Here is a 19,632-nt window from a genome sequence, read left to right on the forward strand (position 1 = left end):
TCATGAAGATGCTGACTTACGGCCTGTTGCCGGCCGAGTCGTTACCTGACGACCTTGAAGCCGCCGGTCCACGGGGTCTGCTCGGTCACGCCCAGGATGATCTGCAGCGCGCCGTAGCCTTCGAGATACTGCGCGCGCTTGAGCGGACCGGCGTCCACGGTCTTGAGACCCGCACCCTCGATGAACGCGGCGACGGTCTTCTTGGCCGTTTCGCTGTCGGAGGCGAGCTGCACGACGGTCGGCGCGCCGTCGTTTTCGCCGGTGGCCAGCGTGGCGGCGAACGTGGTGTTGAAGCCTTTGACGACCGTGCTGTTCGGCAGCTTGGCGGCCACATATTCGGCGGCGGATTTGAAGCCGGCCGGCAGGGCGAGGTCGAAGGTGGTGAAGTCGATCGGGTTGGACACGTCGACCACGGTCTTGCCGGCCAGCTGGTCGGCGTAGGTGGCGAGAACCTCGTCGTAGGCCGGGAACGGCAGTGCGAGCACGACGATGTCGCCCGAGATGACGGCGTCGCCGAACTTCGCTCCGGCGACGCCTTCGGCAGCGGCGGCGGCCTTGTCCGGGTTGCGGTCGATGACCTGCACGCTCGCACCGGACTTGACGGCCAGTCCTGCGACCGCGGAGCCGATGTTGCCTGCGCCGAAGATGGTGATGCTGCTCATGGTGATGTTCCTTTCGGTGATGCCGCGTGCCGTACGTTGCATGTCGCGTGCGGACAGTGCGGTGGTTGTTGACTGTGGTGATTGTCGGGTGGTTGGTTTGGTTGTGGTCTTGCGATCGCGGCGGCGGAGGTTTGCCGTCCGCTGCGTTCGCGCTGATGCCAGTATGCGTCTCGGAAAGAGATATTTCAAATCGAGATATATCAGAAAGATTTATGGCTTGCATTGAATCGGCATGATTCCGCCGATCGTGGACTATCGCGGAATGTTTGTCGTCGGCGTGTCGTTCTGAGATATCTCGGATTGAGATATTATGAACGTATGATGAACACGATAGAAATCATGACCCTGGGCTTCCTGAGCGAGGAGCCGCTATGCGGCTACCGCCTGCGCAAGAAGATGGAACAGCTGCAGGGCTACATGCAGGCCGTTTCCGACGGCACATTGCATTCGGTGACGAACAAGTTCGTCAAGGCCGGCTACATCGGCGAGACCTTCACCGTCGTCAACGGCCGGCGCCTGCGCGAATTCCACCTCGAACCCGCCGGCCGCGAGCGGCTGATCGAGGAACTGAAAAACACCAGCGGCTACAACCTCACCAACATCACCAAATGGGCGGTGGTCCTTTCGTTCCTCTCCGTCATCCCCGACGAGGCCGACCGTCGCGCCGTGCTGCGACGCCGTCTCGACTCGCTGGGCTGTGACGTACGCCGGCTGTACAGCGACGGCGAAGGCCCGATCGACAACGACAAGGTCGCCGACAAGTACCGCCGCGCGGTGCTGATGATCCACGACGCCGAAATCGACGCCGAACGCCAATGGCTCCAACGCGAGCTCGGCGAGTGAGTTTCACGTAACATTCGCCGGTACGATGACACATTGTTTGACATGCAACAATCGTCGTCGCAACGGAGGATGCGCCCCATGACCGAACACGCAACAAGAAACGGCGGCATGCCGGAGGACAGGCCGGAACAGTCCGGGCAAGAACGATCCGAACGGTCCACGTCGGCCGACGTTCGTCGACCGTCGGAGACGGACGCACGTTCGGGTGCACGGCCGGCCAACGCCAAACGACCCGTGCCCGCGGCCATCATCGTGTGCGTGGTCGCGCTCGCGATCCTCACGTTCCTCGGCATCCTGTCGGAAACATCGCTCAACATCGCCTACTCCACGCTCATGCAGGAGTTCGCGGTCGACGCGTCCACCGTGCAATGGCTCACCACCGGCTACCTGCTGCTGCTATCGGTCGCGATCCCCAGCTCGCCGTTCATGGTGCGCCGCTTCGCCACGAAGACACTGTTCGTCACGGCGGTCGTGATCTTCGCCGCCGGCACGCTGATCGGCGCGTTCGCCGTCAGCTTCCCGATGTTGCTCGCCGCGCGACTCGTCATGGCGCTCGGCACCGGCATCTCGCTGCCGCTCATCACCAACATCATCCTCGAGAAGGCGCCGCTCGAACAGCGCGGCGCGATGCTCGGCATCGTCAGTCTCGTCACCTGCGCCGCGCCGGCCATCGGCCCGGTGTTCGGCGGCGTGGTCATGGAATGGCTCGACTGGCATTGGATCTTCTACACGATGCTGCCGTTCCTGCTCGTCGCGTTCCTGCTCGGCATGGCGACCGTGCCGGAGATCCGCCATTCCGGCGACGCCGAACAGGCGACGATCAGCGTGCCGTCGCTGCTGCTGGTCGCCGCCGGGCTCGCCGGCCTGATCGTCGCGGTGAGCTTCTTCGCCAGCTGGAACGGCGACTGGCGGTTCTGGCTGACCCTGGCCGCGAGCGTGGCGGTGCTGGCGGTATTCGTACTCGTGCAGCTGCGCATGACGCGGCCGTTGGTCGAGGTGCGCGTGTTTGCCTATTCCGGTTTCTCGCTCGGCATGCTGATCCTGCTCATGGCGTCCGGCGGCGTGCTCGGACTGAACTTCATGCTGCCGATCCTGCTGCAACGCGGCTTCGGACTGGGCAGTCTGCCCGCGGCGTTGACCTTGTTGCCGGGTGCGGTGGTCGGCGCGATCGCGGCGCCGATGATCGGCGGCGCGTTGAAACGCCATTTCCCGCCGAAGTTCATCGTGACCGGGTTTGTGGTCGTCGCGGCGATGGACGTGGTGCTCGTCGTGGCGTCCGGCAGCGTGGCGGCGGTGGCCGTCGCCTACGCGGTGTTCATGGCGTTCTCCGGATTCGTGCTCGTGCCCGATCAGACCCACGCGCTCAACCAGCTGCCCGCGCGGCTCAACGCCGACGGATCCGCGGTGATGAACACCGTGCAGCAGCTCGCCGGCGCGATCGGCACGGCCGTGGCCAGCGCGCTGCTGTCCGAGTTCTCCGCCGCCGCGGCCCGGGGCGGCGCGGACGAGGCCGCGTCCTATGTGCGGGGATTTTCGTCAAGCATGTGGGTGCTGGCCGGCATGGCCGTGGTCGGCGTCGCGCTCGCCGCGCTCATGTTCCGGTTCTCGACGCGGCGGTCGCCGGAACTGGTCGAGGCGTAGCGGTCAACGTCGCCCGTCGCGCACCAGCAGCGACAACGCGAACGCGACGATCGACGTGACGGTCGAGACGACGAACACCGCATCCACGCCGTGCGCGAGTCCCGCGGCCGCCGAACCGGCCGCCGACGCCGGCAGGGTATTCGTCGTCATGACCGTGAAGCAGATCGCGATGCCGATCGCCGCGCACGTCTGCCGCAGCGTGTTGTTCATCGCCGTGCCGTGCGGGATCAGCGGCCCGGTCAACTGGTTGAGCGCGGTCGTGGTCAGCGGCATCAGGCAGAACGCGACGCCGGTCATCATCAGTGTGAAGCACACGGCCGGATACCACGCCGGCGTGTCAGCATCCATCCGCGACAGCGCGAACGACGCGGCCGCGATGACGGCGATTGCCGGGGGAGCGATGCGACGGATGCCGACCCGGTCGAACAGGCGGCCGGCGACCGGGTTGAACACGCCCTCGGCGATGCCGCCGCCCGCCAGCAGCAGGCCGGACTGCAGCGCGGTCATCCCCAGCACGTTCTGAATGAACATCGGCAGGATGTTCATCGTCGCGATGAACGTGACGAACACCAGCACGATCACGATCATCGGCAATGTGAACATCGGCCGCGCGAACACGCGGAAGTCGAGCAGCGGACGCGGCAGGCGCAGCTGACGCACGACGAACGCGACCAGTGCGACCGCGCCGACCGCCAGCGAGACAAGCGTGTCGGTCGCGGCCCAGCCGGACTGACCGGCCAGCGAGAACCCGAGCAGCAGGCCGCCGAAGCCGAGCGTCGACAGCGTGACCGACGGCACGTCGATCGTCGGATCGGTCTGCGGCGTGACGTTGCGCACCGTCGGGATCGCGGCGACGAGCACGGCCACGGCGATCACGACGAGCGGCACGAACAGGAAACGCCACGGCAGCAGGTCGATGATCAAGCCGGACAAGGTCGGTCCGATCGCCGGAGCGAACGCGATGACCATGCCGAACCAGCCCATCGCCGTGCCGCGCTGGCTCGGCGGGAACGTGAGGAACAGCACGGTCTGCAGCAGCGGCATGAGGATGCCCGCGCCGGTGGCCTGCAGCACGCGGCCGGCCAGCAGCACCCAGAAACCAGGCGCGCACAGGCATACCAGCGTGCCGAACAGGAACATGCCGATCGCGTAGAGGAACAGCTGGCGCGTGGTGAACCGTTGGATGAGGAACGCGGTGACCGGGATCATGATGCCGTTGGTGAGCATGAACCCGGTGCTCAGCCACTGCGCGGTATTGCTGGTGACGCCGAAGTCGAGCATGAGATGCGGCAGGGCGCTCGTCATGAGCGTCTGGTTGAGAATGGCGGTGAACGAGCCGATCATCATGATGACGATCGGCAGGATCGGATGATCGGCGGGCATCGATCGCCTGCGATCCGGCGACGCGGCGGTCTCGTGCGGTTGCGTCGCGCGTTGCGCCGTGTGCGATGACGTGATCTGCGACATGTGCGAATCAGACATGGTTGTCCCTTCCGTGAAGTGCGAATGGTGGTCCCAGCTGATTTCGGTCAACGTCATGATGTGCGGTGCGCGGCCGTTCGTCGAAGATCGATGATGGTCGCCATCGCGTGACGCCGTAGCCCCTGCCGGTCGATGTCATGGCCAGTCTACTGCGGGCGATGACATCGTCGGATTTGATTGACGTTTGGTTTGCCCGCGTGGATCGCGGATGTTCGTGACGGATTGCGGCGCGCTTGTGGAAAGCGCTTGCTGATGGCGGATCGCCGAGTACAGTGTGGGAGAGGAAAATGTCACGGCGTCACGCCGCTACAAGGAGGTACACATGCTTGTCAATCACGCCAACCCGACCCGCGCCGACATGCTCGCCCACATGGGTAGCCTGCAGCAGGCCGCCTACACGCGTCCGATCGAATATCAGGAGGGGCGCTCCCACGGCCTGCGCGGCATCGAGGTGAAGAACGGCCCGCTTCGTTTCATGTCGATGTCCGACCGTGCGCTCGACATCGCGCAGATCGAATACCGCGGCGAGAACCTCACGTTCCTGTCCAAGCCGGGCCTCAACGGCCGCAACCAGTTCGACACCAACGGCGCCGAGGCGCAGCGTTCCATCATGGGCGGCCTGTTCTTCACCTGCGGATTCGAGAACATCTGCGCGCCGTACGTCACGCCCGAAGGCTCCAAGTATCCGGCCGGCAGCTATCCGATGCACGGCCGCATCCGCACCACGCCGGCCGAGCACGTCTCCTCCGACGCGTACTGGAACGAGAACGACCAGTATGTGCTCGAGGTGTCCGGCGAGATGCGCGAGGCCGAACTGTTCGGCGAGAACATGGTGCTGCGGCGGCGCATTTCGTCGGTGTACGGCACGTCCACGATCACCGTCGAAGACGAGGTCACCAACGAATCCTTCCGCGAAGAGCCGCTCATGTGGATGTACCACTGCAACTTCGGCTGGCCGCTGCTTGCCGAGGGCGCCGAGGTCGTGATCCCGAGCCGTAAGGCGACGCCGCGCGATGAGACGACCGCCGCCGACACGACCCCGTGGAACGAGATCGGAGCGCCGGTCGCGAACAAGCCGGAAAGCGTATACCTGCACGATCTGGCCGCCGACGAAAACGGTCGCAGTTTCGCCGCCGTCGTCAACCGCACGCTCGGCCTTGGCGTCGTGATCGAATTCGACGCCGCCGACTTCCCGTACTTCATGGAATGGAAGTCGATGGGTTCCGGCGACTATGTCGTCGGCCTCGAACCGTCCAACTCCAGCGTGCACGGTCGCGGCTGGCACGAGCAGCGCGGCGACCTGCACACGATCGCGCCGCAGGCGACCGAACGCAAGGTCGTCACGTTCACCGTCATCGAGGGCGACGCCGCGATCGACGCGCTCGTCGCCCGCCGCGACGCGCTCCTCGCCGCCTGAGTCGCGTCGGTCACGGGGGGGGCGGTGCCTCTCCATAAACGGCCTCAACCGCTTGTAATCGTCACTATGTTCGAGTGATCGTGACATGGGCTCGAACATAGTGATGATTGGAGGGGCTGTACCGTCACTATGTTCGAGACGACATGCCGATCGCTCGAACATAGTGACGGTCATCGTTGCCGCCATGCGTACATGTCGTGGCGCGTTGACGGCGTCTGCGACTAACCGACGCGCGATGATAGCCCCGAACATCGTCGTCACCGTTCGTTGCCGAGGATATCCGTCTCCCGCTCGTAGACCGGATACATGACGGCCATCGGCACGTTGGCATCCAGCAGTTTGTGCCTCAGTGGATGGCGTTGGCGTACCTCATCGTAATTGGTGCGAATGATTCGCGTGACCCCGGCGTTGCGCAAGGTGTCTTCCCTCTTGCGCTCCTCGTGCACTACGTCCTGTATGCCCCGCCTTCCCGTCATCGCCGGATCCACATACTTGCCTGTGCCGTCATATTCCAGCACGATGATGCGCCCGTCCTGCGTGTGCCATACGAAATCGGCGCGATGCTTGACCCACGGTGCATCGGGATCAAGAAACACGTGTTGCAACTCCGGTACGGCGAACCCCTCTTCGATGACCGTCGCGTAGCATAACGACTCGCCGCCGTTCTCGTTGAGCGGGTTCGCGTAATGCAGCAACCGCAGCACCGGACCGCAGTCGGCGTGCAGGCCATCGCAGATTTCCAGGATGCTTTCGCGGGTGACCAAATCACGACGCAATGCCGAATCGAACATGGGCAATGCCTGGGAGAACGAATATCGTAGCCCGCAGTCCACCAATGTACGTTCCGGCGCGGTGATCCGTACCGCATCCACGATTGTGCCGGTATATGAGGTTACATCCGGTGGCATGTTCGCCACCAATGAGGTGACGACCCCGGTTCGTTCCCGTGTCCGGGTGACCATACTGATCGGTGGGCTCTGCATGCTGATATGGCATATGGAGCCATACGAGCGTGATGTGCCGCCGGTGGGCGATGCAAGAAACACGGTTCCATCTTGATGCAGGTTCCAGCCGTATTCGAGTCGTAGCATCGCGGCGGCACTTAGTCCGGCGAATATGCGGTTCGGACGCTGAATCGCCAGTGTGCGAATGACATGCCGCGCCTGTTCCGCGGCGTTCAGCGACGCCCAATAGGCCGTGCGGGCATAGACGTTGCGATGCGGACGCACCAAAAGTCCGGCGCGCAGTCGGGTCAGGGCAGCTTGGCGTTGCGCGTTGGTTGCCGGAGTGAAGCATCGTTGGTTTCGTTCGGCGGCGTCGCATAGTCGGTCGATCTGTGCATGTGTTCTCATGCCGTCATGATGAGGGACGGCTGGTTGCCGCGCAATGAAAACAGGGGTATGTGGTCGAACGGTATGCTGTTCGGCGTGTCGCGGTTGACGGATTGCGGATGGCTCGAGGATGGCCGACCAGTGCCATATTCGATGGACGATGATGTCGAGAACGGAAACCATCACTATGTTCGAGCGATTGCGATATGGGCTCGAACATAATGACGTTTGAAAGGAGCGAATCGTCACTATGTTCGAGCCGATGCCACGATCACTCGAACATAGTGACGGTACGATCCGGGGATGATTGATACGAACCTCGAACGGTCAGCGTGTGAATCCCATGCGGTCGGCTTCGGTGATCGGCCGCAGCACGCGTGCCGGGTTGCCCACGGCGACCACGTTGTCCGGAACGTCACGTGTGACGGCGGACCCCGCGCCGATCACCGCGCCGCGGCCGATCGTCACACCGCCCAGCACGATCACGTGCGCTCCCAGCCATGCACCGTCGCCGATCGTGATCGGCCGTGACACCGCGCCGCCCGCCGCGCGCTCATCGTAATCCAACGCATGGTTCGTGGTGAACAGCCCCACCATCGGCGCGATCCACACCGACTCGCCGATCGTGATCGGCGCCGCATCGAACATCACACAGTCGTAATTGACGAACGATCCCGCGCCAAGATGGATGTTGCATCCCAGATCGCACCGGAAATTCGGCTCGACCACCACGCCGTCGCCGACCGAGCCGAGCATCCGTTCCAACAACGCCCGCCGGCGCGCCGCATCCTCGAAATCGGTGCGGTTGTACGCCTCGAACAGCCGCCGTACCTCCACGCGCTTACGCTCCAGCTCCGGGTGCATGTCCCAGTACGGTTGCCCGGACACCATGCGCGACCACACCTCGCGCCCCTCGCCGGTCAGATCGGCGGGAATGACGGGTGTCATTGGCTGTGTCTTACGTCGTTGACTGCTCATGGTCGCTCCTTTGCCGTGATGCTATGTGCCATGTCGTGCAGTGATGTGCGCATTGGCGCATACGTTGATGGCACTGTGCGTGTCGCCTTTGCCGCGCCGTACCGGTGTGCGCCGTGCGTGCGCCGGCTGATATCCTCATCGTACCGACGGACTTCCTATAATGGTCGCGTGACGCGCGGCGGAAGGAGACCGGATGGCGAGACTGCTGGTCGTCGAGGACGAAAGGCGCTCAACGACATCACATGCGTCACGCTGCGCGACGCCGGCTATGAGGTAACCGGCTGCCTGAACGCCAGCCGCGCGTTCGACGCGATGCATGGCACGCTCGGCTCGGCTGTGTTCGTGGCGGTGATGGTCGCCGCCGGCGATGATCCAGCGGGAGTGGATGTCGCGTTCCGGGCCGTGATCGGCGTCGCCGTGGCCGGTTGTGTCATGGCCGTGGCGTGTTGTCGTTGTCCTTGAGCGAATTGATGAGCTGGGAGACGATATTCGGCATGATGGAATGACTGAGCCACTCGATGTTCTCCGGCGTGAACAGGGCCGGCGCCTTGGCGAGGAGGCCGAGGATGCCGCTCGACGCGAATTCCAGCACCATGCGCTGGCCCGGGTTCAGCGTGGCCGGATCGCGGCCGAGCGCCGTCAGCCAGATCTCGATGACATGGGTTTTGAGCTGTGCCGCCAGACCGGCCGAACCGTGCGGCCCGGCGATGAGCGATAGACGGCGGATGGATGCGAGATGTTGCGGCGATGACACGTTGGCAAGCGCGAAGTCGCGAATGCCGTCGATGTCTTCGTCCTGACGAATGATGTGCGCGATGAACTCGGTCACGCCCGGTTCTTCATAGATCGCCGCGATCGCATCGTCGGCCAGTTCCGGGATGTTGGCGTAATGGTAGTAGAACGCGCTGCGATTGAGCCCGCTTTCGCGCGTGATGTCGCTGATGGTGATCTGTGCGTACGGCTTGTGTTCGAGCAGCGTCCAGAAGGCCGTCTGCATTTTCTCCGGCGCGCTTTGCTCGTCGGCTTTCGGTCGTGCCATATGCGATGCCTCCTGGTGACGACGCGTACGATGCAGCCTGATGTCGTATTCGCGGCCGCAAGGGTGATAATTCAACACAATATCGTGTTTTCGGCATCACAAAGCCGATCCTGTCGTAAAACCCATCACAATGTCGAATTGCGTGGATTTATTTACCCGACAGACTGATGTATTTCTTGGAACCGCAAGTCCACAAAACATCGCAACAGTCAATCGCAAGAGAGGGCCGATCGACATGTCATTCCTTGAATTCCATGACGTGGTACGCCAGTACGGCAGCGGCGAATCAGCCGTACGCGCACTCGACCATGCCACCTTCGACATCGAACGCGGCGAACTCGCCGTCATCCTCGGCGCGTCCGGCGCCGGAAAATCCACCAAGCTGAACATTTTGGGCGGCATGGACCGCGCCACCTCCGGCAGCGTGCGGCTCGACGGCAAGGACATCACCGCGTTCAACGAGGCGCAGCTGACCGACTACCGCCGGTTCGACGTCGGTTTCGTCTTCCAGTTCTACAATCTCGTGCCCAATCTGACCGCGCTCGAGAACGTCGAACTGGCCAGCCAGATCTGCCCGAATGCCCTTGACGCGCGCGAGACGCTCGAGAAAGTCGGTTTGGGGGAGCGCCTGAACAACTTTCCCGCGCAACTGTCCGGCGGCGAACAGCAGCGTGTCTCCATCGCCCGCGCGCTCGCCAAGAACCCGAAACTGCTGCTGTGCGACGAGCCGACCGGCGCGCTCGACTACAACACCGGCAAGGAGGTGCTGCAACTGCTGCAGGATTCCTGCCGTCGCCGCGGCATCACCGTCGCGCTCGTCACGCACAATTCCGCGCTCGCACCGATGGGGGACCGTCTGATCCGGTTCCGTTCCGGCAAGGTCACCGAGATCACGACGAATCCGAATCCGAAGCCGATCGCGGACATCGAGTGGTAGGGGGGCGATGATGGGAACAACCGCATTATGGAAGGACGCATGGCGTGCGATCCGCGGCAACGGCAAGCGTTTCGCCGCGATGATGGTGATCGTAGCGGTCGGCGTGATGATGCTCGGCGGCCTCAATTCGGTCGCCCGCGACATTCGCGCCGGACTCGACGCGTTCTTCGACGAAACGACCATGCACGACATCGCGATCGTCTCCACGCTTGGCTTCGATGACGATGACATCGCCGCGCTACGCAAGGTGGACGGCGTCAAGGATGCGGCCGGCGAATACGCGGCCGGCGTCGTCACGACGATCAACGGTCGGCAGGCGTCCGCCACCGTCACCGCGCTCAATGATCGCGGCATCGACGAGCCGTACGTGACCGATGGGCGGCTGCCGAACGCCGATCACGAGATCGCCGTGACCGCGCAGTATCTGGACGACTCCGGCAAGTCGATCGGCGACACGCTCAAGTTCAGGCCGGACGATTCGACGATGACGGCCGCGACCGGCTCGACCGGTCCGTCGTCGGACGACACGACGGACGATTCGACGGGCACGGATGATTCGACGGGCACGGACAAGGACGATTTGGCGAGCACGGACAAGACGGCCGGCATGTTCGCGGACGGTGCATACACGATCGTCGGCACGATCATCGACCCGAACTACATCGTGAACCCGACCGGTCCTCTTGCGCTCATCTCCGGCAGCAGGACCGTGTATCCGATGGTCGTCGCGACCGGCTCGCTTGCCAAGACCGGCGACGGAAGGGGCTCGACAGCCGAACTGCCGTACACGTCCGCCGTGCTCACCGTTGCCGGAGCGGCCTCGATGAACACGTATGACGGCGACTATCTGGACGCCGTGGCCGACGCGACGACCGCGGTCGAAGCCATCCGACCAACCCGGGAACGGGCCCGCACCGACACCGTGCGCCAGACCGCGCTCGACAAGGCGATGCGCGCGCTCGACGAGCAGAAAGCCACGATCGCCGTGCTGCCCGACGGATTGCCGGCCAAAACCGCAGCCGAACAGCGGCTCGCCAAAGCCGAGGCGGCCATCAAGAAGAAGGCCGATGCGCTGCCCGAAGCCAAGTGGATCATCCGCGACCGCAGCTCGGTCACCAGCTATGAGGACGTGAAGACGCAAAGCGAGATGATCACGCGTCTGGGCACATTGTTCCCGGTGCTGTTTCTCGTCATCGCGCTGCTCGTGAGCCTGACCGCCGTCACGCGCATGGTGGAGGAGGACCGTCAGCTCATCGGCACCTATAAGGCGCTCGGCTATACGCGCCACGAGACGATGATCAAATACCTCGTCTACTCGGGCGCGGCCTGCCTGTTCGGCGGACTGCTCGGGGACGTGCTCGGCCTGATCGGCCTGCCGTTCGTGTTCACGCGGCGGCTGATCTCGCGCATTTACGTGTTGCCCGGATACCCGCTGTTGGTGGACTGGCGGATCGCCGTCGGCGGCGTGCTGCTGTTCGTCGTCGTGATCACCGGCGTGGCCGCGGCGGCGACCGCCGGATCGTTGAGACTCGAACCGGCCGAACTCATGCGTCCGAAGGCACCGAAGGCCGGACGCACGATCGCATTGCAGCGCGTCGGCTTCATCTGGAACCATCTGAGCTTCCTCGGCAAGGTGACCGCCCGCAACCTGTTCCGCTACAAGTCCCGCGCGCTCATGGTCATCATCGGCGTGCTCGGCTGCACCGCGCTCATGACCGCCGGCTTCGGCATGGGATCGTCCGCACTCACGCTGATGCCGCGACAGCACCGCGACATCGCGCCGTACGACGTGCTCGCCGTCACCTCCGCCGCCGACCATGATGCCGCGCAGCGGTCACTGGACGACGATTCGCGCGTGGCATCCACGCTGCCGTTGCAGCTGGGAAGCGTGACACTGACCGCGACGGACGATACGGACTCGCGCGGCGACGCGGACGGCACGGCCGCGACGGCCGATGACGCGAAGATCGCCGCTCAGCTCATGGTCGTGCCGGACGGCGAGTCATTGCGTGACTTCATCGACCTGCATACCTCGGACGGCTCGCCGATCTCACTGCCGAATGAAGATCCCGGTGACGGTTCTGACGATACCGGCGTGGTCGTCACGACCAACGCCGCGAAAAAACTTGCGCTTGCGAACGGCGTCACGGTCAACCTGACCGATGCGATGGCCAACGGCGCGAACGTCACCGTCACCGGCATCGCGCAGTATTACACCGGCAATCTCGTCATCATGACCGAATCCGCATACGAGCGTGTGTTCGGTACCGGCTTTGCCGAGAACGCCGACCTCATCAACGTGAGGGACGACGATCCGGACGCCAAAATCGCGTTCGCCGACGATCTTGCCGGCGACGACGACTATCTGTCCGTCATGAGCTCCGCCAAGCAGGAGCGTGACTTCTCGAAGAGCTTTCTCATGTTCTTCGTGATGATCGGCTTCATCGTGATCATGGCCGCGATCCTCGCCATCGTGGTGCTCTACACGCTCGCCTCCACGAACATTTCGGAGCGCGAACGCGAGCTCGCCACCATCAAGGTGCTCGGCTTCCGCAAACGCGAGGTGCACGGCTATGTGAACAAGGAGATGCTGCTGCTCGCCGCGTTCGGCATCGCGCTCGGCCTGCCAAGCGGGAGAGCGTTGCTCGGATTCCTGCTTGGCAGGCTCGACCTGCCGGGCATGACCATCGTGCCGAACGTGGCCTGGTACTGTTATGCGGCCGCCGCGGCGCTCGCGCTGGCGTTCACGGTGCTGGTCGAAGCGGCGACGAACCGGTCGCTTGATCGCATCGACATGGTCGGCGCGCTCAAAAGCCCCGAGTGACGGCCTCTCGGAAAACGCCGCGTCTACTCCACGCGAACCGTCTGGCTGAGCGCATGCGACTCGCCCGGAGCCAGCACGACCGCCAGCTCGCGGTTCGCGGCCGCCTCCACGCAGACGAAATCACGCCATTCGGCCTCGGCCAGGTCGCCGATGGCATTGCCTGCGACCTCGCCCGGATTCCACACCACGGTCTGCGGCGATCCGGACTTGCCGATCACGATCGTACGGCCGAGTCCCTCGTCGCGCACCCGTAGCTCGTCGTCCGAATAATAGATCCTGTCGACCGTCGTGCCGTCGAACGTCACGGTCGGATCATCCTGCGCGCGGCGGGGGAAGCCCGGCTGCGTCGCATCAAGGTACGTCGCGCCGCCCAGGCCTTCGACGCCGATCGTCGTCACGTCGCTCACATGGAAGTACGTGTGCAGCGCGGTCTCGTACTCCAACGGCTGGTCGCCGGTGTTGGTCACGGTCAGCGTCATCGTAAGCGTGTCGCCGACGGTCACGTCGTATTCGGCATGGAAGCGCGAGCCGGGGCCGGAGATGAGCTGATCGACCAGCGCGGGATCGATGTCGTCCGAGTCGAGCGTGTACCGGATATGGCGGTCGGTCAGCGTCGCCTCGTCCGCCTTCCAGAAGCTCAGGCGCGCGAACCCGTGCTTGGGCTTCTTGTCGGTCGGCTCGCCGTGCGCGAAACCGGCGTTGAACCACGGGAAGATCACCGGGACGCCGCCGCGGACCGCCGCGTTCGGGCCGAGATACACGGCCTTCGGCTGCCACACCACGGTCGGCTGGCCGGTCGGGGCCCAGTTGATGACGTGCGCGCCGTGATCGCCGATCAGCGCCGATCCATCCTCATTGACGATATTGCGAATAACGAATGTACTGCTCATTGGCCCAGTATCCTGCGCGGGCAGGACGGCGACGGGCGGTCTCCGCCGGGACATATGCGGCGTTTGCGGGGGCGCCGCCGCGACGCGTTCTCCCGGCGGCGTGTCGCCCGCTTTACTTCGAGCGCTTGAGGCTCCTAGCGTTGGATGACGTTGACGTACGAAACGACATAAGGAGAACTGACATGAGCGCAACGATGAAGGCCGCGATGTTCGTGGAACCGGGCCGTATGGCCGTCGAAGAGGTGCCGAAGGCGCGTATCGAGGCCGACACCGACGCCGTGGTGCGCGTGGTGCGCGCCTGCGTGTGCGGCTCGGACCTGTGGTACTTTCGCGGGCTGTCCGACCATCCGCATCATGCGCAGATCGGCCATGAGTCGATCGGCGTGGTCGAGGAGGTCGGCTCCGCGGTGGCCTCGGTCAAGCCGGGCGACTTCGTGGTGCTGCCGTTCCCGTACAGCTGCGGCGCCTGTCCGGTGTGCAAGGCCGGATTCGAGTCCGTCTGCCCGCACGGCGGCTATTTCGGCGCAAGCCAGGCCGAGTACGTGCGCGTGCCGGAGGCCGACGGCACGGTCGTCGTCGTGCCGGGTTCACCGGAGGATTACGACGATGCGACGCTCGCCTCGCTGCTGACCATCGCCGACGTGATGTCGACCGGTTACCATGCGGCCGTGTCCGCGGAAGTCAAGCCGGGCGACACCGCCGTGGTGATGGGTGACGGCGCGGTCGGCCTGTGCGGTGTGCTGTCGGCGCACATGCTCGGCGCGTCCCGCATCATCGCGATGAGCCGGCACGAGGACCGTGCGGCCGTGGCCCGCGAGTTCGGCGCGACCGACATCGTCGCCGAGCGCGATCAGGCCGCGATCGACAAGGTGCTGGAGATGACCGGCGGCTACGGCGCGGACGCGGTGCTCGAATGCGTCGGTTCGAAGCAGTCGTTCGACACGGCGATCGGCCTGATCCGCCGCGGCGGCGTGATCGGCCGCGTCGGTCTGCCGCATGATGTGGAAATCAGCGCGCAGGGCACATTCTACGGCAACATCGGCATCAAGGGCGGCCCGGCGCCGGTGCGCCACTACGATCTGGAGTCCGGCCTGCTCGATGCGGTGCTCAAGCATGAAATCAACCCGGGCCGCGTGTTCACCGGCGAATACGATCTCGACCATATCCAGGACGCCTACGAGGCGATGGACCAGCGCAAGGTCATCAAGTCGCTCATCCGATTCTGACCGGGCTTCGGAACGGACCGCCGTCCGCGGGCTACGATGGATGCCATGACGCAACCTGGTATCCATCCGCCGCGGTCGGCGGAATCCGCCGGACGCAGGCAAACCCCGAAGGCGATCGAAGTGCGCGGCGCCCGCGTGCATAATCTCAAGAACATCGACGTGGATGTGCCCTTGGGAGAACTGGTGGGCGTCGCCGGCGTTTCCGGGTCGGGCAAAAGCTCACTGGCATTGGGCGTGCTGTACGCGGAAGGCTCCCGGCGGTATCTGGAGGCGCTGTCCACGTATACGCGCCGGCGCCTGACCCAGGCCTCCCGCGCGCAGGTGGACGAGGTGCTGCATGTTCCGGCCGCACTTGCCCTGCACCAGCGGCCCGCGGTGCCTGGCATCCGTTCCACGTTCGGCACGATGACCGAACTGCTCAACAGTCTCAGACTGTTGTTCTCCCGCTGCGCCTCCCACGTATGCCCGCATTGCGGGGAGCGCAACGAACCCACGCTGAACGTGGCCGCCGGACTGCCGATCGTCTGCGCGAACTGCGGAACACGGTTCGACGCGCCCGGCGCGGAGTCGCTGGCCTTCAATTCCGGCGGCGCATGCCCCGCCTGCTCGGGCACCGGCATCGTGCGTGAGGTGAACCGGGCCTCGCTCGTGCCGGACGAGAGCAAATCCATCGACGAAGGGGCCGTGCTGCCATGGGGCTCGCTGATGTGGGATCTCATGAAGCAGGTATGCGGCGCGATGGGCGTGCGTACCGACGTGCCGTTCCGCGAACTGACTCCCAAGGAACGTGACATCGTCTTCAACGGGCCGGCCGTCAAGAAGCATATCCTCTACCGGTCCAAGAAATCGGACGATTTCGCCGAACTCGACTTCACCTACTACAACGCCGTCTACACCGTCGAGAACGCGCTTGCCAAGGCCAAGGACGAGCAGGGGCTGAAGCGCGTGGCCCGGTTCCTCGAAGAGAAACCATGCCCCGACTGCGGCGGCAGCAGGCTGAGCAAGGCGGCCCGGGCGCCGCGGATCAGCGGACTGAACCTGGCCGGGGCCGCCGCCATGACCCTGGACGATGCGGTGGCTTGGGTGCGGGGCGTACCCGCATCGCTCGCGCCCGACATGCGGCCGATGGCCACGAACATCTGCGAATCGTTCCTCGACGTGGCCCGCCGCCTGCTGGAGCTCGGTTTGGGATATCTCGCGCTCGACCGCGCCGGGGCGACCCTGTCCACCGGTGAACGCCAGCGCGTGCAGTTGGCGCGTGCGGTGCGCAACCGTACCACGGGCGTGCTGTACGTGCTTGACGAACCGTCCATCGGCCTGCATCCCTCGAACGTGGACGGTCTGCTCGGCGTGATGCACGATCTTGTGGCGGACGGCAATTCCGTCGTGGTGGTCGACCATGACGTACGCGTGCTCAAAGCCGCCGACCATCTCATCGAAATGGGTCCGGTGGCCGGCGCGGAGGGCGGCCATGTGCTCGCGCAGGGCACGGTCGGCGAGGTCGGCGCGAACCCCGCCAGCCGCATCGCGCCGTTCCTGCTTGAACGGGGCCAACAACGTGTACGGGCCCGGTGCGACGAATCGGTTGTGTTCGCCTTTGGTCGCATCCATATGGAGTCCGAACGCCTGCATACGGTCAAGCCCCTGAACGTCGACATCCCTCGGGGCCGTCTCGTCGCCGTGACCGGCGTTTCCGGTTCCGGCAAGACCACGCTCGTGCTCGAAACGCTGGTTCCGGCCCTGAAGGCGCAGGCGGCCGACGAACCGCTGCCCCCGCATGTCCGCTCGATCGATGCGGACGGCATCGCGCACGTCAATCTCATCGACTCGACGCCAATCGGCGCCAACGTGCGATCCACCGTAGCCACCTATTGCGGCGTCCATGACGAGCTGCGCCGCGCGTTCGCCCGCAGCGAGGACGCCAGGCGGCTCGGCTACAGGGCCGGGGATTTCTCCTACAACACGGGACGCCTGCGATGCCCCACCTGCGACGGCACCGGATCGATCAGCCTCGACGTGCAGTTCCTGCCCGACGTGACCATCGACTGTCCCGATTGCCGAGGCTCCCGGTACGCGCCTGACGCCGACCGTGTCCATCGCATCTGCAAGGACGGACGTGCGCTGACCCTGCCGCAGCTCATGGCGATGAGCGTGGACGAGGCGCTGGCCGTGACCGGCGATATGCGGAAGGTTCACGCCAGGCTGACCACGTTGCACGACCTGGGACTCGGCTATCTGACGCTGGGCGAGCCGACGCCCGCTCTCTCCGGCGGCGAGGCGCAACGGCTCAAACTCGCCGGCGACATGGGCAGATCCCAGTCGGATGCCGTGTTCGTGTTCGACGAGCCCACCATCGGCCTGCATCCGCTCGACGTGCGCGTGCTGCTGTCCGTGTTCGACCGTCTGGTCGCCGCCGGAGCCACCGTCGTGGTGATTGAGCACGACCTCGACATGATCGCCAACGCCGACTACGTCATCGACATGGGACCCGGCGGCGGCGAATCGGGCGGGCGTATCGTCGCCGCCGGCACGCCGGACGGGATCGCAGCGAATCCGAAGTGCATCACCGGCCGATACCTGTCGGTGCATTCCTGACGCCCGACACGACGATCACGGCGTCGTGTCGGGAGCGTCATGGATGTCGAACAGGCGCACCTGCGGCAGCGGATACCATTGCGTATGCCGTATCACCTCCTGCGTATGGTCGTAGGGTAGTGCGAGATAGTCGACGATCGTGGGATCGGGAAACGCGACGTCGTCGTACGGCGGCATCACGTATTGCGGGAGAATGCCGATGCGGTCCTCGCCGCGCGCCGTGCACGCCAAGGTGTGCGCCTGCGGAACCCGGACGGGCAGCCCCGCATCGTGCAGCGCCAGGGCGGCGCGCATGGCGCACGCCGACATCGGATAGTCCGCACTGCGCAGCTCCATCGTCCATCCCCGTTCGCCGTGGACCGGTTCCAATGCCATCCATGAGAACCCCGGTCCGGGCAGTATCTGCCAGGTGTGGTCGTCCGCCCGTCCGTCGGCGATCCACGAGGCGAATTCCCCGGGCGATTCCTGGTCGATGATGCGCGGAGACGCCCCACGCGGATTGGCATAGGCCGCATACCAGTCCGCGGACGCCGCGCCGGCGGCGGGTTCCGCGATCCCGAGCGAGGAGAAGACGATGCGGCAGGCGTCGTAATACCCGTTCGCGCACAGCGTCGGCAGCGGGGCGTTCATCGGGCCGCCGTCGAGCAGCAGGGAGAACCGGTCAATGTCCTCGTCGGAAATGACATGCCGGAAGTAGGCGTGGCTTTCCGGGAAGATCCTCCAATACGCCTTACGCGACAGCACGCCGGTGCGTAGGGAGAACGGCAGCCGTTCCCGTATCGTGTCGTTGTAGGTGCCTTGGGCGCATTCGCGCACGCACCGCTCCACCTCGCTCACCAGCCACGACACCAGTTGCAGGCCGAGCGCGGGATCCGCGCAGACCGATGTCGTCTTGACGAACCGTACCGTGAACCGGTCGTTGATGGACAATCGGGACGTATCGTCCTGCTCGTCGTATCTGAGCTCATACCACTGTTCGGGATCGGGGTATCCGGCGAGCCATTGGGAGCGGAACTCGTCATAGTCGTCGACCAACCCGTCCGCATGCAGTTCCTCGAAGGATCCGAATGCCTCGATCGGCCCGCGTTCGGCCCGTATCCACAGGACACGCGTCCCATGGTCGGGAACGATGCCGTGCAGCAGTGCGACCAGCGCCTGGGCATGCAGGTCTAACGGCAGGATGAAATCCGGCGAACCGGCATTGCGCATGCGCATGAGCTCATCCACTTCGGGCGCATACAGTGTCGCGTTCGTCATGGTCGCTCCTTTCGTCGATCGGCACTACGTTGTGGAGGTACTAATAGTGATACCATATAGGTCGTACAAATGTTCGATTATTGAAAGTGGCGTGTCGCCTCATTCCCGCCGTTGTCGGGATGCGCTATGGTGTGCGTAGCGACGCAATCAGGGAGGTGTGTGATGGCCGACGAGAGCGACCGGTACGTATACCGCATCCATTGGTCGAACGACGATGACGGATTCGTCGCCACGGTGGCCGAGCTGCCCGGTCTGCGGTTCGTCGCGCAATCATCGGTGGACGCGTTGGCCGGTCTGCGGCTGCTGGCCGCCGAACGTGTCGCCGCCATGCGCAGCCAGGGTCAGGAAGTCCCCGAACCATTCGAGGACCGTCATTATTCCGGTCGGTTCGTGGTGCGCGTGCCTCCGGAAACTCATCGCCGTCTCGTCATCGAAGCCGCCGAGCAGGGTGTGTCGCTCAACCGTCTTGTCCAATCCCGGCTTGCGTGACCGCCTGCCGGCCTGATCCGC

The 19,632-nt window shown here is 64.6% G+C and carries 16 protein-coding genes; 9 read left to right on the forward strand and 7 right to left on the reverse strand.

The window, feature by feature from the left end; all coding sequences use genetic code 11:
* Window positions 1–41: 41 nt before the first annotated feature.
* The gene (locus GFD25_RS02300; RefSeq protein ID WP_163229589.1) at window positions 42–704 is read right to left on the reverse strand and encodes an NADPH-dependent F420 reductase; all 663 of its coding nucleotides are present in this window, start codon (window positions 702–704) and stop codon (window positions 42–44) included.
* Window positions 705–983: 279 nt separating this feature from the next.
* Here GFD25_RS02300 and GFD25_RS02305 point away from each other — a divergent pair, with 279 nt between their 5' ends.
* Both GFD25_RS02305 and GFD25_RS02310 read left to right on the forward strand, forming a co-directional pair.
* On the forward strand, window positions 984–1,505 hold the full coding sequence (locus GFD25_RS02305; RefSeq protein ID WP_163229591.1) for a PadR family transcriptional regulator: 522 nt from the start codon (window positions 984–986) through the stop codon (window positions 1,503–1,505).
* 78 nt (window positions 1,506–1,583) lie between these two features.
* Complete coding sequence (locus GFD25_RS02310) at window positions 1,584–3,146, forward strand: DHA2 family efflux MFS transporter permease subunit (RefSeq protein WP_239512355.1); 1,563 nt, start codon at window positions 1,584–1,586, stop codon at window positions 3,144–3,146.
* A 3-nt stretch (window positions 3,147–3,149) separates the two neighbouring features.
* Here the strand turns inward: GFD25_RS02310 and GFD25_RS02315 are convergent, their stop codons facing one another.
* Entirely contained in the window at window positions 3,150–4,628 is a 1,479-nt protein-coding gene (locus GFD25_RS02315) for an MDR family MFS transporter (RefSeq protein ID WP_163229593.1), read from the reverse strand.
* Between the two features lie 322 nt (window positions 4,629–4,950).
* On the opposite strand from GFD25_RS02315, the gene GFD25_RS02320 reads away from it, so the two are divergent.
* Window positions 4,951–6,045: an aldose 1-epimerase family protein gene (locus GFD25_RS02320; RefSeq protein WP_163229595.1), complete on the forward strand. Its 1,095-nt coding sequence runs from the start codon at window positions 4,951–4,953 to the stop codon at window positions 6,043–6,045.
* Between the two features lie 257 nt (window positions 6,046–6,302).
* Here GFD25_RS02320 and GFD25_RS02325 read toward each other — a convergent pair whose 3' ends face one another.
* Together GFD25_RS02325 and GFD25_RS02330 are read right to left on the reverse strand one after the other, a co-directional pair.
* Window positions 6,303–7,397: a CTP synthase gene (locus GFD25_RS02325; protein WP_239512356.1), complete on the reverse strand. Its 1,095-nt coding sequence runs from the start codon at window positions 7,395–7,397 to the stop codon at window positions 6,303–6,305.
* Between the two features lie 306 nt (window positions 7,398–7,703).
* A complete protein-coding gene (locus GFD25_RS02330; RefSeq protein ID WP_239512357.1) occupies window positions 7,704–8,354 on the reverse strand; it encodes a sugar O-acetyltransferase in 651 nt (216 codons plus the stop codon).
* Window positions 8,355–8,522: 168 nt separating this feature from the next.
* Here GFD25_RS02330 and GFD25_RS02335 point away from each other — a divergent pair, with 168 nt between their 5' ends.
* Window positions 8,523–8,816 carry a hypothetical protein gene (locus GFD25_RS02335; protein WP_163229597.1) on the forward strand — a complete coding sequence of 98 codons (294 nt, stop codon included), beginning with the start codon at window positions 8,523–8,525 and terminating at the stop codon, window positions 8,814–8,816.
* Here the strand turns inward: GFD25_RS02335 and GFD25_RS02340 are convergent.
* Window positions 8,785–9,393, reverse strand: coding sequence for a TetR/AcrR family transcriptional regulator (locus GFD25_RS02340; protein WP_163229599.1), 609 nt, complete (start codon window positions 9,391–9,393; stop codon window positions 8,785–8,787). The genes GFD25_RS02335 and GFD25_RS02340 overlap by 32 nt on opposite strands.
* A 235-nt stretch (window positions 9,394–9,628) precedes the next feature.
* Here GFD25_RS02340 and GFD25_RS02345 point away from each other — a divergent pair, with 235 nt between their 5' ends.
* Window positions 9,629–10,330, forward strand: a complete 702-nt coding sequence (locus GFD25_RS02345; protein WP_163229601.1) for an ABC transporter ATP-binding protein — start codon at window positions 9,629–9,631, stop codon at window positions 10,328–10,330.
* A gap of 7 nt (window positions 10,331–10,337) precedes the next feature.
* The gene (locus GFD25_RS02350; RefSeq protein WP_163229603.1) at window positions 10,338–13,154 is read left to right on the forward strand and encodes an ABC transporter permease; all 2,817 of its coding nucleotides are present in this window, start codon (window positions 10,338–10,340) and stop codon (window positions 13,152–13,154) included.
* Between the two features lie 23 nt (window positions 13,155–13,177).
* Here GFD25_RS02350 and GFD25_RS02355 read toward each other — a convergent pair whose 3' ends face one another.
* Window positions 13,178–14,044, reverse strand: coding sequence for a D-hexose-6-phosphate mutarotase (locus tag GFD25_RS02355; protein WP_163229605.1), 867 nt, complete (start codon window positions 14,042–14,044; stop codon window positions 13,178–13,180).
* Between the two features lie 182 nt (window positions 14,045–14,226).
* On the opposite strand from GFD25_RS02355, the gene GFD25_RS02360 reads away from it, so the two are divergent.
* Window positions 14,227–15,270 carry a zinc-dependent alcohol dehydrogenase family protein gene (locus GFD25_RS02360; protein ID WP_163229607.1) on the forward strand — a complete coding sequence of 348 codons (1,044 nt, stop codon included), beginning with the start codon at window positions 14,227–14,229 and terminating at the stop codon, window positions 15,268–15,270.
* Between the two features lie 45 nt (window positions 15,271–15,315).
* Window positions 15,316–17,865, forward strand: a complete 2,550-nt coding sequence (locus tag GFD25_RS02365; RefSeq protein ID WP_163229609.1) for an excinuclease ABC subunit UvrA — start codon at window positions 15,316–15,318, stop codon at window positions 17,863–17,865.
* 15 nt (window positions 17,866–17,880) lie between these two features.
* On the opposite strand, the gene GFD25_RS02370 is transcribed toward GFD25_RS02365, so the two are convergent.
* Complete coding sequence (locus GFD25_RS02370) at window positions 17,881–19,122, reverse strand: hypothetical protein (RefSeq protein WP_163229611.1); 1,242 nt, start codon at window positions 19,120–19,122, stop codon at window positions 17,881–17,883.
* Between the two features lie 162 nt (window positions 19,123–19,284).
* On the opposite strand from GFD25_RS02370, the gene GFD25_RS02375 reads away from it, so the two are divergent.
* Window positions 19,285–19,611, forward strand: a complete 327-nt coding sequence (locus GFD25_RS02375) for a type II toxin-antitoxin system HicB family antitoxin (RefSeq protein WP_163229613.1) — start codon at window positions 19,285–19,287, stop codon at window positions 19,609–19,611.
* Window positions 19,612–19,632 lie beyond the last annotated feature (21 nt).

This window comes from Bifidobacterium aerophilum (assembly GCF_010667685.1).
In the GTDB taxonomy this organism is placed as follows: domain Bacteria; phylum Actinomycetota; class Actinomycetes; order Actinomycetales; family Bifidobacteriaceae; genus Bifidobacterium; species Bifidobacterium aerophilum.